The sequence below is a fragment of the Bacillus sp. TH19 genome (assembly GCF_016651075.1).
Taxonomy (GTDB): domain Bacteria; phylum Bacillota; class Bacilli; order Bacillales; family Bacillaceae_G; genus Bacillus_A; species Bacillus_A mycoides.
Genome location: NZ_JAEKEO010000007.1, coordinates 939,070 through 955,940, shown reverse-complemented (window position 1 = coordinate 955,940; position 16,871 = coordinate 939,070). Strand labels below are relative to the sequence as shown.

General features: G+C 36.5%; 18 protein-coding genes. 5 read left to right on the top strand and 13 right to left on the bottom strand.

The features are described from left to right. Positions 1-15: 15 nt before the first annotated feature. Entirely contained in the window at positions 16-1,404 is a 1,389-nt protein-coding gene (gene argH, locus JFU54_RS08705) for an argininosuccinate lyase (protein ID WP_159147164.1), read from the bottom strand. Continuing rightward, a complete protein-coding gene (locus JFU54_RS08700; protein ID WP_002129394.1) occupies positions 1,401-2,606 on the bottom strand; it encodes an argininosuccinate synthase in 1,206 nt (401 codons plus the stop codon). The genes argH and JFU54_RS08700 overlap by 4 nt, the downstream gene beginning before the upstream one ends. A 167-nt stretch (positions 2,607-2,773) precedes the next feature. On the opposite strand from JFU54_RS08700, the gene JFU54_RS08695 reads away from it, so the two are divergent. Continuing rightward, positions 2,774-3,091, top strand: a complete 318-nt coding sequence (locus tag JFU54_RS08695; RefSeq protein WP_002015540.1) for a hypothetical protein — start codon at positions 2,774-2,776, stop codon at positions 3,089-3,091. 28 nt (positions 3,092-3,119) lie between these two features. Here JFU54_RS08695 and JFU54_RS08690 read toward each other — a convergent pair whose 3' ends face one another. Further along, a complete protein-coding gene (locus JFU54_RS08690) occupies positions 3,120-3,314 on the bottom strand; it encodes a hypothetical protein (protein ID WP_002034321.1) in 195 nt (64 codons plus the stop codon). An 855-nt stretch (positions 3,315-4,169) separates the two neighbouring features. Here JFU54_RS08690 and JFU54_RS08685 point away from each other — a divergent pair. Further along, positions 4,170-4,832: a YitT family protein gene (locus JFU54_RS08685; RefSeq protein ID WP_002015542.1), complete on the top strand. Its 663-nt coding sequence runs from the start codon at positions 4,170-4,172 to the stop codon at positions 4,830-4,832. A 31-nt stretch (positions 4,833-4,863) separates the two neighbouring features. On the opposite strand, the gene JFU54_RS08680 is transcribed toward JFU54_RS08685, so the two are convergent. Beyond that, positions 4,864-5,697: an EcsC family protein gene (locus tag JFU54_RS08680; RefSeq protein WP_016102963.1), complete on the bottom strand. Its 834-nt coding sequence runs from the start codon at positions 5,695-5,697 to the stop codon at positions 4,864-4,866. Between the two features lie 137 nt (positions 5,698-5,834). Here JFU54_RS08680 and JFU54_RS08675 point away from each other — a divergent pair, with 137 nt between their 5' ends. Then, a complete protein-coding gene (locus JFU54_RS08675) occupies positions 5,835-6,470 on the top strand; it encodes a DUF1796 family putative cysteine peptidase (protein WP_201064249.1) in 636 nt (211 codons plus the stop codon). A gap of 71 nt (positions 6,471-6,541) precedes the next feature. Next, positions 6,542-6,976, top strand: a complete 435-nt coding sequence (locus JFU54_RS08670; protein WP_201064248.1) for an NUDIX hydrolase — start codon at positions 6,542-6,544, stop codon at positions 6,974-6,976. A gap of 26 nt (positions 6,977-7,002) precedes the next feature. On the opposite strand, the gene ackA is transcribed toward JFU54_RS08670, so the two are convergent. The 5 genes from ackA to JFU54_RS08645 form a co-directional block, all read right to left on the bottom strand. Beyond that, positions 7,003-8,196, bottom strand: a complete 1,194-nt coding sequence (gene ackA, locus JFU54_RS08665) for an acetate kinase (RefSeq protein WP_002015546.1) — start codon at positions 8,194-8,196, stop codon at positions 7,003-7,005. A gap of 298 nt (positions 8,197-8,494) precedes the next feature. Continuing rightward, on the bottom strand, positions 8,495-9,481 hold the full coding sequence (locus JFU54_RS08660; RefSeq protein ID WP_201064247.1) for a class I SAM-dependent methyltransferase: 987 nt from the start codon (positions 9,479-9,481) through the stop codon (positions 8,495-8,497). A 211-nt stretch (positions 9,482-9,692) separates the two neighbouring features. Then, a complete protein-coding gene (gene tpx, locus JFU54_RS08655) occupies positions 9,693-10,193 on the bottom strand; it encodes a thiol peroxidase (protein WP_002015549.1) in 501 nt (166 codons plus the stop codon). A 135-nt stretch (positions 10,194-10,328) separates the two neighbouring features. Then, entirely contained in the window at positions 10,329-10,724 is a 396-nt protein-coding gene (gene ytfJ, locus JFU54_RS08650) for a GerW family sporulation protein (protein ID WP_000350005.1), read from the bottom strand. Between the two features lie 12 nt (positions 10,725-10,736). Beyond that, complete coding sequence (locus tag JFU54_RS08645) at positions 10,737-11,375, bottom strand: DUF2953 domain-containing protein (RefSeq protein ID WP_016102961.1); 639 nt, start codon at positions 11,373-11,375, stop codon at positions 10,737-10,739. Positions 11,376-11,580: 205 nt separating this feature from the next. Between JFU54_RS08645 and JFU54_RS08640 the strand changes: the two genes are divergently transcribed. Next, positions 11,581-12,384 carry an NAD kinase gene (locus tag JFU54_RS08640; RefSeq protein WP_012261821.1) on the top strand — a complete coding sequence of 268 codons (804 nt, stop codon included), beginning with the start codon at positions 11,581-11,583 and terminating at the stop codon, positions 12,382-12,384. A gap of 221 nt (positions 12,385-12,605) precedes the next feature. Here JFU54_RS08640 and JFU54_RS08635 read toward each other — a convergent pair whose 3' ends face one another. From JFU54_RS08635 to JFU54_RS08620, 4 genes are all read right to left on the bottom strand, one after another. Next, entirely contained in the window at positions 12,606-14,174 is a 1,569-nt protein-coding gene (locus JFU54_RS08635; protein WP_201064245.1) for an amidohydrolase, read from the bottom strand. Positions 14,175-14,262: 88 nt separating this feature from the next. Next, positions 14,263-14,694 (bottom strand): VOC family protein, encoded by a 432-nt coding sequence (locus JFU54_RS08630; protein ID WP_201064244.1) that lies wholly within the window; start codon positions 14,692-14,694, stop codon positions 14,263-14,265. Positions 14,695-14,796: 102 nt separating this feature from the next. After that, the gene (mbcS, locus tag JFU54_RS08625; RefSeq protein ID WP_201064243.1) at positions 14,797-16,383 is read right to left on the bottom strand and encodes an acyl-CoA synthetase MbcS; all 1,587 of its coding nucleotides are present in this window, start codon (positions 16,381-16,383) and stop codon (positions 14,797-14,799) included. A 221-nt stretch (positions 16,384-16,604) separates the two neighbouring features. Then, the gene (locus JFU54_RS08620) at positions 16,605-16,799 is read right to left on the bottom strand and encodes an alpha/beta-type small acid-soluble spore protein (RefSeq protein ID WP_000168891.1); all 195 of its coding nucleotides are present in this window, start codon (positions 16,797-16,799) and stop codon (positions 16,605-16,607) included. Positions 16,800-16,871 lie beyond the last annotated feature (72 nt).

Below are 16,871 nucleotides of genomic sequence, written 5' to 3'. Positions count from 1 at the left end.
TATATCATACATCATTCAAATTCCAACAAACTCTATGGCTAACCCCTTCGCCTTCTCCAAAGCTTTTTCAATTTGTTCAAACCCTGTTCCACCAGCACTGTTACGACGCTTTACAGCTGCATATGGCGAAAGAACTTCATATAAATCTTCTTCAAATAACGGACTCATTTCTTTATACGTTTCAAGTGGTACATCTAATAAATAGATTCCTTTTTGCGTACAATGAAGAACTAGTTTCCCGACAATTTCATGAGCTTGACGGAACGGCAGTCCCTTGCTTGCTAAATAGTCGGCAATTTCTGTTGCGTTAGAGAAGTCTTGCGTCACAGCTTGCCCCATTTTTTCTTTGTTTACAGTCATCGTTTCAAGCATGCCTGCCATAATATGAAGGCATCCTTCTACTGTTTTCACTGTATCAAACATTCCTTCTTTATCTTCTTGTAAGTCTTTATTGTAAGCGAGCGGCAATCCTTTCATTACTGTAAGTAAACTGAATAAATTACCGTATACTCTGCCAGTTTTACCACGAATAAGTTCCGCCATATCCGGATTTTTCTTCTGCGGCATAATACTGCTTCCTGTTGCGTATTGATCGCTCATTTCAATAAATTGAAATTCTTGACTACTCCATAAAATAAGTTCTTCGCAAAAGCGTGATAAGTGCATCATAAGCATAGATGAGTTACTTAAAAACTCCAGTATGAAATCACGATCACTTACCGCATCTAAACTATTTTCATAGATTCCATTAAATCCAAGAAGCTCCGCACTATATTCTCGGTCAATTGGGAATGTTGTACCAGCTAGTGCTCCTGCTCCTAATGGTGAAATGTTAATACGCTTTAACGAATCTTCATAACGATTCACATCGCGCTCTAACATCCAAAAGTAAGCAAGAATATGATGCGCAAATGAAATCGGCTGTGCACGTTGCAAGTGCGTATAGCCGGGCATAATTGTTTCAATGTTATTTTCCGCTTGATGAACAAGAACAGTTTGCAATTGTTTTGTAGCTTTTATAATATCTTCTACTTTTTCTTTTAAATACAAATGCATATCTGTCGCTACTTGATCGTTACGGCTTCGGCCTGTATGAAGTTTCCCTCCTACTTCACCGATTCTTTCAATTAACATCTTTTCAATATTTAAATGAATGTCCTCAGCCTCGACTGAGAAATTCAATTTATTTTGTTTCGCTTCCTCTAGTAAATATTGAAGCCCTATCTTTATTTTCTCTGCTTCTTCTTTCGTAACAATGCCTTGCTTTGCTAACATCGTTACGTGTGCGATACTCCCTTTTATATCTTGATTTACTAATTGTTGATCAAAGGAGATGGATGCTCCAAACTCTTCAACCCACGCTTCCGCTTCTTCTGTAAAACGTCCGCCCCAAAGTTTGCTCACGCTTCCACCTTCTTTTGATTCACTTGGCTGTATACTTTCGTAGGTAAACCGAATAATGAAATGAATCCAACTGCTGCATCATGATTAAATTCATCCTGGGCAGTATACGTTGCTAATTTTTCATCGTATAAAGAGTACTCAGATTTACGCCCTTCTACAATCGCATGACCTTTAAATAATTTCACACGCACTGTACCTGTTACATTTTTTTGCGTTTCTTGTAAGAAAGCATTGAGCGCTTGTTTTAAAGGTGAGAACCATAAACCGTTATAAATTAATTCTGTTAGTTTTTGCTCAATCATCGGTTTGAAATGAGCAACCTCTTTCACAAGTGTTAAATCTTCAAGTTCTTTATGCGCTGTTATTAATGTCATTGCTGCTGGGCATTCATATACTTCACGAGATTTAATACCGACAAGGCGATTTTCTACATGGTCGATACGTCCAACGCCATGTTTGCCAGCAAGTGCATTTAACGTTTTAATTAGTTCTGAAAGTGAATATGCAGTGCCGTTTAAAGTCGTCGGTACTCCTGCTTCAAATCCGATTTCTACAAACTCTGGTTTATTCGGTGTATCTTCTAATGCTAATGTCATCTCGTATGCTTCTTCTGGCGGCGCTGCCCATGGATCTTCTAAAATTCCACATTCGTTGCTGCGTCCCCATAAGTTTTGATCGATTGAAAACGGGCTATCTAAATTAATTGGAATCGGTATATCATTTTCTTTTGCATATGCAATTTCTTCTTCACGTGACCATTTCCATTCACGTACAGGCGCAATAACTTCTAAATATGGATTCAACGCTTGAATAGAAACTTCAAAACGAACTTGGTCATTCCCTTTCCCTGTACATCCATGTGCAACTGCACTTGCGCCTTCCTGCTCTGCAATTTCTACTAATTTTTTTGCAATAAGCGGACGAGATAATGCAGAAACAAGAGGATATTTCCCTTCGTATAACGTGTGAGCTTGCATCGCTATCAATGCATATTCATTCGCATATTCTTCTTGAACATCAATCATATATGATTTAATTGCACCTACTGAAAGTGCTTTTTCTTTTACAAACGCTAAGTCTTTACCTTCCCCTAGATCTAAGCAAAGCGCGATAATATCATAATTCTTCTCTTGTAACCATTTAATTGCAACGGAAGTATCAAGACCTCCGGAATATGCTAATACCACTTTTTTCTTCTCCATTTTGCATCCCCCTAAAGAATAAATATTCATCTTTTCTTATAATAATCCAAACTTTATCACCTTTCATAAAATGAATCAAGGGGAATTTATAAAATTTTTTCAAACAATTTCGTCGAACTTCTTTCTTTTTTTATGTAAAATAGAGGAAGGAAAATGGAGGGGTGTCTATGAAAAAGTATTTTATATACAATGAACATCTAGGAATTGAAGTACCGAACATACAAAAAAAATGGGAAGACATCTCTGAACAAGCGCAGCATTCTATTTTATTAAAATGGGAGCAAGTTCGCGGAAAAATACCTGATCGCATAAAAGAACTTGAGCACCATATTAACGCGAAACAGCACCACTTAAATAACGAAGAAGACTTCGAAATTTCTTGCAAGCTAAATTCAGAAATTGCCGATCTTGCTTCAATTATTAACGATCTTTGGCTTTGGTATCGTCTAACCCAAAACGTATCTGAGGGAAAAGCACACCAATGAAAAAAGCATGCCCCTCAATTAATTCGGGTCATGCTTTTTTGTCGTAACAAGCTTTGCAATATATTTCTTGCGCCGTTTTTGCTAAACATACATCAAACGGGCCTACTAATATACTTCTTTCTTTCGGCAACTTTACAAAAGCAACTAGCTCTTCTTCATATTGAATCTTTTTCTGACATGAAACACATTTTAATTCTTTTCTTTTAAACATGTCTTTTAGCATATCTCCATTCTCCCCCTCATCTATCTATATTAATATACTCTCATAATAGTTAGAGCTTGTAAAAAAATGACACATTCCGAAACAAATTATTCATATACTATGTACAAAAGGAGGTCTCAAACTTATGCGAGCTTTCATTATTATCGCTTTAACTTTTTTAAGTATCATTAGCTGGGATGCATTTTTTAAAGATAAAAGTGATGAGAACAATACAATTGAATAAAAACCCTTCTTTTCTTACTTATTGGACAAACTTCTAAAAGTTGTCCAGTTCTACGAAATAACTTAGGCTTTTCTACAAAAATATTTAAACATAACATTTTTTGTAGATTCTCTTCGGTTATTGTCGGTTTCCATCCGCATGTATTTTTTGAAAGTATGATATAATAATATAAATCTTGAAGGAAGGGATTTTGATATCATGATCGCTCGAAGGAGCATGTGGCATCGTATTGACGAATCATACACGTAGCGTATTTTTCAGCTCAGATACTTTAGTCTAGCGAAAAAAATACGAGAGTGGGGAAATTATGATTGCCCGAAGGATAATTTGGCAAAAAAAAGACTCTTCTTACACATAGCGTTTTGTTTAGGACTTAATTGTTACTAGCTAAACAAAACAAAGAAGAGCAGGATTGCTAAATGAAGAATCCTACTCCCCGTTTTGTTTAGTCGCTTTAAGACTTAAACTAAAACGAAGGTAGGGAGAATTGATGGACGAGAGGATTATTCGTTATTTCTTCAGCGACATATAGCGTAGTTAGTTTTTTTCGTAAACTAACTGAAAGCTACATGTGAGCTCGTAGTTAGTTTACATCACCAAAGGACTACTAACTACGGAAAGAAGGAATAACGATGAGGAACATCCAAAGTCGACAAATTATTAAAGAAGTTTTTATGGTTTTAATCGGTTCATTTATATTAGCAGCAGCGCTATATCACATTCACTTCCAAAACCACTTAACAGAAGGTGGCTTTGTAGGTATTGCACTATTCATCCAAAATTTTTATGATATTTCACCATCTATTTCAACTGTAGTAATGGATATCCCTATTATTTTACTATGTGCTTCATTTTTAGGTAGAAAAATGGTTGGCTATTCATTCTTAGGTTCACTTTCATTCGGAGTATTTTATTCCCTTATGGAAAATTATTCTCCTTTTACGGTAGATTTATCAAATAATTTATTTGTAGCTGCAGTAGTTGGCGGTGCGTTAGCTGGTATTGGACTCGGTTTTATATTGCGATTTGGCGGTGCAACCGGTGGAGACGATATTTTAACAATTATATTAAGTAAACGAACTCGGTTTACAATTGGGCAAATTTTCTTCGTCTTTGACGCGATTGTTCTTGCGCTTTCATTATATTATTTAAATTGGACAGAAATTGCTTTTACTATTCTTTCGATTGCCGTACAGGCAAAAACATTGGATTTAATTTACTATCCAAAAACAGAAAAGAAAGCAGCAAAGCAACCCGTTTCTATTCCAATATCCAAAAAACATGCAACAAACTAAAAAGCGAAAGGCTTCGGCCTCTCGCTTTTTTTCATGCTCTCTTTTCTTTTTCTAATATGTAGCGTACTTGATAAAACTTATTTGCAAATTCAGTAACATTCCTCGTTAAGCGATAGTTCACTGTAGAGCCAATCGCCATTCCGAGTACAGGAATGCCTTGGAATACTTTACGACGAAGAGCATAAATCGAAAACGTCTTCAAAATTTGTTTTAACACAACCTCAGTAGAAGCTGGCTTTAATACTGCTTCGTCTCCTTCATAGAAGAATGAATCCTCTTGTTCGAGTTCTCTCAGTAAATTGTACCATGCATATTGCTGAAGTCTCGCCGGCAATAATGCTGCATGGAATACCTTTAACGCAAGCATCATTTCATACGGCTTGTTCACATCATGCCCAAATGATGTCGCAACAAGTTGGACAGCCTTCACATTTAACGCAATCATAACCGGAAAATCAGCCGTTAATAATAATAAACCACCAGCACCAGTTGCTCCGCCTTGTACGAATGAATATAGACGATGACGTGCTGTTTGCTGCTCTGCTATGTATGTTAATTGATCAATAGATAACGCCTTCAAATCTTCAAGTTGCTCAATTGATTCATCAAATAATCTCGATGTTCCTAAAATACGATTACGTGCATCTAGCTGTGATTGTGAACTTTGAATAAGTGCATGCAAATGAAAGAGCCATCCATCTGCTTTCGTAAAAAAGTCTTTTCGTTTTTTCTCAGGTAGTTTTGCAACTGTAGTATGCAACCACTTATCAAACATCTTTTGAAAATCGGTCGCTTCTTGCTCTACTAATTGCCCTTCCCACTCTTTTATATTGTCTAAAATGGCTTGTTCTCGCTTCGATCGCATCACAACAACCACCTCGTTCGATTTTTTCCTATTGTAACATATTTCCGCTTGTTCTTTGCAAATATGCTTGTCTATCTTTATTCACATACCATTTTTTAGTGACATAAAATGTTAGCAAAAAGGATGAGATGAATCACATGAATCTATCCAATATAAAAAAAAAATATAATGCAGTATTCAGCTTAGGACAAAACTGCTGGCCTGCTTGGGCTTTATATCAATTCGAATTATCACCATTTTTTGGTGTTATCGATTTTATGCTAAGCCCTTCATTAGAAAAAGTGAATTTATTATTACAAAATCGATTTGACCGTTTTTTACAGTTCGAAAACTTATCCTTCATCTCATTTTGGGATGATGATGCGAAATTAAGAATCCGTGACAACCTATATGAAATCGACTCCTGTCACGACTTTAAAACAGATGTAAACACACCAACATCCTGGCCTTCTTATACAGAAATTAAGTTAAACTATGAGCATCGAATTAATCGTTTTCTAACTACAATCGAAACGGCAGAATCCACATTGTTTATTCGAACGGGAGGAACATACGAAGAAGCACGTTCCTTGGAACAAATTTTATCTCAAATAGTTAAACATACATTCTCTGTCCTATTACTCATTCCTGAAGATGTACCAACTATCGCCCAAGAAGATTGGGGATTACAAAATATTTGTGTTATAAAATGCCCAGTGATGGATATATACCAGTACAATGAAGCATTTTGGAATGACTTATTTAATGGCATCACAATTCGGCCAAACGCTTAAATACACGTCACCTTTTATCACACCCTGCCTTATAATCATCCTTATACAAAATAAATAAGGAGTAATTATATATGTATCCACGTGCAAAAGCTTTTGGCATTGCTATACATCACGGTCGCCTTCTCGTACAAAAATATCATACAGGCGATGAAACATATTACCGACCTCTTGGCGGATCAATTGAACTTGGTGAAAAATCAGCACATACTGTTATTCGCGAATTTCAAGAAGAGCTTCACACAGAAGTGGAAATCACCAATTATTTAGGCTGCTTAGAAAACATCTTTCATCTAGATGGAGAAATTGGTCATGAAATCATTCAGCTATATTCTTTACGCTTATTAGACATGTCACTATATGAAATGAAAAAAATGAATATACAAGATGAGCAAATCGTATCGTATGCGAAATGGATTCCCATTACAGCTTTCATTCAGAAGGAAAAAGTGCTATATCCAGATGGAATTTTAAACTATATCCAAAAGAAAAAAGACGAAATCCTATAGGATCTCGTCTTTTTTTATATAGTATATTAACCAATATCTCCAAGACGTAATACGTCACGAGCAATCATAACTTCTTCGTCAGTTGGAATTACGATAATTTTTACTGGAGAGTGCGGGAAGCTGATGAATGCTTCTTCACCGAATACGTTATTGCGTTTTACGTCGAAGTATACGCCCATGTACTCAAGGCCTTCTAATACGCGCTCACGAATAATTGCACTGTTTTCACCTACACCAGCTGTAAAGATGATAGCGTCAACGCCTTTCATACGAGCTGTGTAAGAACCGATGTATTTATGGATACGGCTCACGAACACGTCAAGTGCTACTTTCGCACGGTGGTCGCCTTCTTCTTCTTTCGCAATGATGTCACGTAGGTCACTAGAGTAACCAGTAAGACCTAACATACCACTCTTCTTGTTTAATACGCTAACTACTTCTTCTACAGTTTGGCCTGTTTTTTCCATGATGTATGGAATTAACGCAGGGTCAATGTTACCAGAACGTGTACCCATTGTTACACCAGCAAGTGGAGTGAAGCCCATAGAAGTATCGATAGACTTACCGCCTTCTACTGCTGCGATACTTGCACCGTTACCTAAGTGACAAGAAAGTAGGCTTAAGCTTTCAATTGGACGACCTAATAATTCAGCCGCACGCTCAGTTACATATTTATGAGAAGTTCCGTGGAAACCGTATTTACGGATACCAAATTTCTCATAGTACTCATATGGTAAGCTGTATAGGAATGCAGATTCCGGCATTGTTTGGTGGAATGCTGTATCGAATACTGCTACTGCTGGTACGTTTGGTAGTACTTCTTGGAATGCTTTAATACCAACAAGGTTTGCTGGGTTGTGAAGTGGTGCTAAATCGCTTAATTCTTCGATATCAGCTAATACTTCAGCATCAATTAAAACAGAATCAGCAAATTTTTCGCCGCCGTGTACAACACGGTGACCGATACCGCCAATCTCATCAAGAGATTTTACGATTCCGTTTTCAGTTAATTTCTTAAGAAGCATGTTAACTGCTACTGCATGATCTGGGATGTTTGTAATTTCTTTTTGTTTTTCGCCATTTACAGTAATTGTGAAGATACTATCTTCTAAACCAATACGTTCTACTAAACCTTTTGTTAATACTGTTTCACTTGGCATTTCAAATAATTGGAACTTTAACGAAGAGCTTCCTGCGTTAATCGCGATGATTTTTGACATCTAGTCTTTCGCCCCTTTTTCTCTTGGTAGTTGTGTGGATCATTCCACAAACCGCTCGATTTTATCTAATTAAATTCACTCATTATGAAAACGTTTCATCATTAGTAAATTTTATACTCACGATTTTAATTTAAACATCGTCCGACATATATTTCAAGTGAAAAAATTGTAACACCAAGAAAAAAATATATTACAGATTTCAAAAAAATTCAGTTAAATCTTGTATATATTAAAAAACATTACATATCCTATAAAACTGTACTACATTAATTACTAACCCTGTTACATATATATCGTATTATTTATGTGTTGCAAACCAAGTATTCAATTGATCCATAATGTTCTCCATAGCCTTCATGTCAGAGAATTTAGGTAATTCCACTAGTAGTGCCTGTTTCGGCATTGTTACACCTTGGCCTTTCTTTTGGAGAACAAATATACTTTTTGCATTTTTCTCGTTTTTAAACATGGAAACAGGAAGCTGTAATAATCCTTGAATAAAACATGTCTCTTTAATGAATGCATGTAGCTTTGGCGCTTGATCACTTTCAAAAATGAAGTTTGGTACTAAGAAGAATAAATACCCGCCTTCTTTCGTATGTTTCACACTTTGTTCAATAAATAAGTGATGTGCATATGACATTCCTTCATTTGCTTTTAATGTATATTCACTTGCAACAATTTCATTTGGATAATAACCAATTGGTAAATCTGAAACGACTGCATCAACTGGATCAATATAAAGTGGTGCTAGTCCATCTTGGTGGAAGAATTCGATTGCATGCTTTTGTAAATTTGCATTTACTAAAGCAAGTTTAATTAACACCTCATCCACTTCTACACCAAATCCACTCATTGTTAGTTCTTCTTTGGCGCTATTAAACAATGTAGTCATTAAGTTACCAGTTCCAATTGCAGGGTCTAAAACAGTAATTTCTTTTTGACCTTGCATAAACTTATGGAATAAGTAGCTCATGAACATTCCAACTGCATCTGGCGTCATTTCGTGATTCGCTTGTACGCCCTCTTTCATTCCTTTTAAAATGGCTAGCTGAAATGCTTTACGAATTTCTTCCCCTTTATATGTTTCTTCATTAAACGTACTATATTCACGATTCAACCGTTCAATTGTTGATTCGGATAATTCCTCTTGTAAAATCGCTCCTTCAAACAAGTTATCACCTGTTTCTACAAGCGCCTCTAAATATGTTACATCTAATTCTTTACGTAAAACTACCGTAGAAGAATCAAAAATAGAAAATAATGTTTCTACTGCCTGACTCACGTACATTCCTCCTTCTCTCTTTTACACATAACTTATATCATACCATAATCTAAATTTTTCCCAAAAGAAAAAGCGACCTCTTGCAAAGAGCTCCCCTTCAAGTTGTTTATGATGTAACGTCTTTTCTCATATATTGGTTCAGTTAACAATACATGAGAAAAGACGACCTCTTCTAAAGTAAAACTTTAATGAGAGGTCGTCTTCATTTACATTACTTCGCAGATTTAGCTGCTTCTAATGCTGCTTCATAGTTTGGATGGCTTGTACCTTCGCCTACGTATTCTGCGTAAACTACTTTGTCATTGCTATCTACTACGAATACTGCACGAGCAAGTAAACGAAGTTCTTTCATTACTAAGCCATAAGCTTCACCGAATGAAAGGTCACGGTGATCAGAAAGTGTTACAACATTTTCTAAACCGTTTGCTGCACACCAGCGTTTTTGAGCGAATGGTAAATCAGCGCTAATTGTTAATACTTTCGCGTTTTCAATACCTGCTGCATCTTCGTTAAAACGACGAGTTTGTGCATCACATACACCTGTGTCGATTGAAGGTACAACACTAATTAATTTCACTTCACCTTTGTATGTTTCTAAACTTACTGGAGATAAGTCATTTGCTAATACTTGGAAGTTAGGCGCTTGATCGCCAACTTTAACTTCTGTTCCAACTAAAGTCATTGGGTTACCTTTAAAAGTTACATTTGCCACTTAAAAATCCTCCCTTATTTTAAACAAAATATGTACAATGTAAATGATAGTTTGTCCCTATCGATAATGCAAATAAAATCGCTTTATTTACAAAAAAATTAAAGAAGCTAATCCACTGATCAGCTTCTTTATTCGTTAAATTTGAAATTCAGGATCATCTTCTTTTCGTTTATCCATCATTTCTTTCACTTTATCAACAGCTTGTGGCGCTAATTCAATTATTTTATCGATGACGTGTGTTTGCTTATCTAAGTGTAATACTTTCACACCTTCTCCATTTATAACAAGAAAGGCAACAGGATTAATAGAAACTCCTCCACCACTTCCCCCGCCAAATGGATGACGGCCTGAATGTTCTACTTTACCAAATTCACTTCCACCAGCAGCAAATCCAAAACTGACTTTCGAAACTGTAAGAATTACACTTCCATCTGCCGCTTTAATTGGGTCACCAACAATTGTATTTACATCAGTCATTTGTTTTAAATGCTGCATTGCGGTTGTCATTAAACCTTGAATTGGATGGTCCATTCTATATCCCCCCTATGCTTGAACAGATTTTTCTGTCATACCAGATCTTTGCTTTCTCATAAACACGAGTAATTTTATCGCTGTTTTTACAGTACGGAATATACGAAAAGATGCTGTTAACTCGCATCTTGATGCAAATCCCTTTCCTTGAAAAACAGGAGTAATTTCAAATTCTGGTACGTCGACAATATGCATATATTGTCCTACAACTCCAGCAGCCATTCCTTTTGTCCCCCATGCATATCCAGTGACAATTCCAGTACTAGCCGCGTCGCCTGCTCCAATTTGCGTATGCCATTTCCAACCATTGATTTTCACTCTTTTGAGAAAATCTTTAACAATAGTATGAACGTCTTGAAGCTTTTTTATCAGTTCCCCTATACTATCGAGTTGTGCCATAATTTTATTATCTATTCCGCCGTCCTCTTCAGCTTTTTTAATTTTTTGTCCTGTCTTCTTCTGCTGTTTTTCAATTCTTTCCAATACATCAAACGTATATCGAATCATCCATATTTTCACTTGAAATAAACATTGTTTTTCCATTTCTGAATATAAAAACGTCACCTTAAGCGATATTTTCGATAATAGTATAAGCAAAATAAAAAGTAGAAGAATTATCATTCCAATTACGAGCCACTTCATTCGTACCATCCTTTCACTCCATACCCATTATCGACAAGTTTATTCATCATTAAACAGACTTTGATAAAATTGAATATAAAAATTTTTCTAAAAATAAAAAGGAATTTTGACAATTTATATCGAAATATACTATTTGAACATATCATCCAGAAACATACTCTGACGATATGTAGCACTAAGACTAGAAAATTTAACTGCAGTGGAGGGATACATAATGGCAAATCGTCGCAATTTATTTTTCTTTTATGGTGATGACAAAGTAACGCTCGTTGAAAAAATGAAACCAGTATATCGTATTTTAGAGGAGAATGGATTTACCATATTAGATCATCCAAAAAATGCAAACGCTATCGTCAGCGTTGGAGATGATGGGACTTTCTTACAAGCCGTTCGTAAAACCGGCTTTAGAGAAGATTGCTTATACGCAGGTATTTCTACGAAAGATGAAATTTCTTTCTACTGCGATTTCCACATCGATCACGTTGATACAGCCCTTCAAGAAATTACAAAAAACGAAATTGAAGTGCGAAAATATCCAACAATTCAAGTAGATGTAGATCACGGTACATCTTTCCATTGTTTAAATGAATTCACATTACGCTCTAGTATCATTAAAACATTTGTCGTAGATGTACACGTCGACAATTTACATTTCGAAACCTTTAGAGGTGATGGATTAGTTATCTCCACACCAACAGGAAGTACCGCTTACAATAAATCATTACATGGTGCAGTTGTCGATCCACTTATCCCATGTTTCCAAGTAAGCGAACTAGCATCTTTAAATAACAACACATACCGTACACTCGGGTCACCGTTCCTTTTAAATCACGAGCGTACGTTAACTTTAACACTTAAACCGGATGGAAATGATTATCCTGTTATCGGAATGGATAACGAAGCACTTAGCATTAAACAAGTGGAAAAAGCCGTTGTTCGTTTAAGCGATAAACAAATTAAAACTGTTAAATTAAAAAACAACTCTTTCTGGGAAAAAGTACAGAGAACGTTTTTATAGTAATCAAAAAACCCTCGAATTATGGGATTTCCATAATTCGAGGGTTTTTTATTTATCAAATGCAACTTGACGCTGTTTCACAAAACATTTTGGAACAGGACAACAGTATATGAAATTATATCAACGATTTTACCCAAAATATCAATTTACCGACATCATCAACCTATCTAAAAAGAGGAAGCAGCACCAAAATGTATTTTCGGAGCCGCTCCCTCAAATTTTTAGACGTCTTTTCTATAAACAATCTTCCCATCAATGACGGTAATTTCTGCCTGTACTTCTTTTATTTCTTCCGCCTCAATTTCAAAAACATTGCGGTCTAATATCGTAAAGTCTGCCTCATATCCTTTTGCGATTTGTCCTCGCTTCGCTTCTTTTCCGATTGCATACGCACTTCCTGTTGTAAATAAAGAGACAGCCTCATATACCGTTAATCTTTCTTCTGGCATATAGCATACGCCGTCAATAAAACTTCTACGTGTAACAGCACTATATATACCTAAAAACGGATTCACTTGTTCAATTGGAGCATCAGAGCCTCCATTACAGTGTAATCCTGCATCCAGTAACGTCTTCCAAGCATACGCATAACGAAGACGGCGTTCTCCTAGTTTTTCAATCACTGATGGAAAATCTGACGAAACAAAGACTGGCTGAATATCAATAATAGCTGGCAATTGTTTCATTCTTTCAATCAACTCTTCACGAGCTAGCTGACAATGAATAATACGGTCACGTAATCCTTCTGCCGGTGGATATAATTCAAGTGCATCAATGACATATTCAAGCGATAAATCACCAATTGTATGAATCGCAACTGGCATATGTAAATCTCGTGCTTTTTTCACTAAACCTGCAAGCTCTTCACGTGAGAAAATGGCAACTCCATTTGTTTCCTTCGCATCTTCATACGGTTCACTTAATAAAGCTGTTCTTCCGCCAAAAGAGCCGTCAGAAAAAATTTTCATCGCACCAAATTCAATATAGTGATCATTTTCATATTCTTTTCGTTCATTCGCTACTTCATGGTGAACGAGTAAATGCGCTTTAAACCGCATTTCTTTTATAACGTGTGAAAACGCATTGTACGTTTTTTGAAAGCCGCCATAATAATTTAAGTCTTCCGTGTGCCCGCCAACGAGTCCGTATTGCCAGCAGTCTGAAATCGCTGTTTGCAGAGCACTTTGCAAATACATTCCATCTATTTCGGGCTGAACATGTTTAATTAACTCTTGTCCTTGCTCATATAAAAGTCCTGTTAATTTATTTAATGAGTCACGACCAATTTTTCCGCCCTTTGGATCTTGCGTCGCTTCTGTTATGTTCGCTTCTTGCAATATGTATGAATTCACCCATGTCACGTGACGACAAACACGCTTTAATAAAATCGGATGTTCTTTAGAGATTTCATCTAAATCACGTACATGAACTTGTTTTGTATCTGTAAAATTATTTTCATTCCATCCTTCTCCGATAATCCAAGATCCTTTTGGCGCTTCTTCTACGCGCTTCTGAACAAGAGTAAGTACTTCGCTATAAGATTTGCAATTTGATAGATCTAGACGAAGTAACCTCTCCCCATGGCCAATAAGGTGCATATGGCTATCAACCAGCCCTGGAATCATCGTTTTCCCTTTTAAGTCATATAACTTCACTTCTGAATATCGGTTTTCTAACTCTTCTTTATTCCCTATATGAACAATGACGCCATTTTCAACGTAAATAGCTTCTACTTTTTCATTCTCTTCTCGCATAGTGTAAATGGTGCCGCCATACCAAATTTCTCCCATATACTCATCCCCCTTTTCCCTTTAGTCTACGAAATTAATATGTATAAAAAAAGCACCATTTCGATTAAAAATGGTGCTTTCCCAAAAATTAATTTTGTTCAGTAGGGTTCGTTGTAACTTGCCATTCAATGTTAAATTTATCTTTTACTTGTCCGTATGCTGGGCTCCAGAAAGTTTCTTGAAGTGGCATAATAACTTCTCCACCTTCTTGTAACTTATCAAATACTTCTTTCGCTTTTTCTGCATTATTAATTTGAATTGCGATTGTTACTTGAGATCCGATTGCATGCCCTTGACCTGGGAATGTATCAGAAATCATAAGGTCCGTATTACCAACTTTTAAAGTAGCATGTAAAACGCGCTCTTTCGCTTCAGCTGGAATTGGGTATTCTGGATTTTCAGGCATGTCACCAAAAGTTCGCATTACTTCTACTTTTGCGTCTAACGCCTCTTTGTAAAACTGTACAGCTTCTTGCCCACTACCATCTAAAACTAAGTACGGATTAATACCTAAAATCATACGGACACCTCTTTTTTTAGTTTATAAAATCGAACTTGTGTTCGTTTTTATGATATCATCGTTTTACATTTCATTCAACTATTTACTTCCCTATTTTCAAAATTATTTTGAAGGAAGCTCCATTTCTTGTTTTCTAAGTTCAATACGGCGAATTTTTCCGGAAATCGTTTTTGGTAGTTCATCTACAAATTCAATTTTGCGAGGGTATTTATATGGTGCAGTCAATTCTTTGACGTGTTGTTGGAGCACTGGAATTAATGTTTCTTCGTTCTTGTCTATATTCTCTCTTAATACGATAAATGCCTTCACGACACTTCCGCGAATTTCATCAGGGCTTGCGACAACTGCACATTCTCTTACGTAAGGATGTTTTACAAGCGCATCTTCTACTTCAAACGGGCCGATTGTATAGCCAGAGCTAATAATAATATCATCACCGCGCCCTTCAAACCAGAAATAGCCTTCTTCATCTTTTTTCGCTTTATCACCCGTAATATAATAATCACCACGGAATTGCATCGCTGTGCGCTCATCATCTTTATAATATTGCTTAAAGAGGGCTGGTGTTTCAATGTGAACTGCAATATCGCCAACTTCTCCTACCTGCACCGGAATACCTTCCTCATTTACGATATCAACATGATTTCCTGGCGTCGGTTTTCCCATTGATCCTGGTCTAATGTCCATCCCTTTCATTATTCCAACAAGTAGTGTATTTTCCGTTTGCCCATAGCCGTCTCTTACTGTAATATCGAAATGCCTTTGGAACGTTTCAATGACTTCCCTGTTTAACGGCTCACCTGCCGATACAGCGCTATGTAACGCTTCTAAATTGTACTCACTTAAATTTTCTACCTTTGCCATTAATCTATACTCAGTCGGTGTACAGCAAAGTACATTCACCTTATTATCACCTAATAAATTTAAATATGTTTTTGGTTCAAATTTGCCGTTATATACAAATCCTGTTGCACCTGAACCGAGAGTCGCTACAAACGGGCTCCAAATCCATTTTTGCCAGCCTGGACTAGCCGTTGCCCATACAACATCTTCTTCTTCGATTCCGAGCCAGTTCGGGGCGCTTGTACGTAAATGAGCGTATGCCCATGCATGCGTATGAACAACTCCTTTTGGATTTCCTGTCGTCCCTGACGTATAAGATAAAAAGACCATATCTTCTTTATCCGTCTTCGCCATTTCTAACGTATCACTTTCCGTTTCTAATGCTATTTTTAAATTCGTCCATCCATCTACTGATCGCTCGCTCAGGACGAATTTTTGAAGAGATTCCACCGCTTCTACGCCGTCAAATTGTCCAATATACGGTTCGTAACTTACGATAGCCTTTACTTCTCCGTGCCCAATACGATACTCGATATCTTTTTTACGCAACATTTCTGAGCTTGGAATAACGACAAATCCTGCTTTAATCGCAGCAATATACGTCATGTAAGCTTCAATTAAGCGCGGCATCATAATAAGGAGCTTGTCCCCTTTTTGTAAGCCACTTTTTATAAAAGCGTTTCCAATTTTATTCGCACCTTGCATTAATTCAAAATATGTAATCTCTCGTCTATTCCCTTTATCATCTTGCCAAATTAAAGCAAGCTTCTCTTTATCACTCGTATATTTCTCTATTTCCGAAACTAAATTATAAGACGGCGGCGCTAACAATTCCTCTCTTTTCATATAACATCCTCCTTTATTTCTATGCCTCCCTTATATAATAAAGAATTTTCAGTAAATTTTGAACCCTCTTCTTTTGACAATTTTTTTATATTTATGTCGAAATGATGTATGAATGTATAGCGACGATGTTTTTAACATAACGATTCACCGGCAAATAACGACGAAAACGACAAAAAGAAAGAGCGGGAGAACCCGCTCTTTCTAAGCCATCGTATATGGGATTATTTTTGGTAACCGCCTAATTGTTGCTCAGCTAGTGAAACTAGACGTTTAGTAATTTCGCCACCAACAGATCCGTTAGCGCGAGATGTTGCATCAGCTCCAAGTTGAACACCAAACTCTTGAGCGATTTCGTATTTCATTTGATCTAATGCTGCTTGAGCACCAGATACTGCTAATTTATTTGTGCTTGCCATGTTGTATCACCTCCTTGTGAGTATAGAGTGTGATAAACAACATGACTTCATGCACATTTGAATGTGGTAATT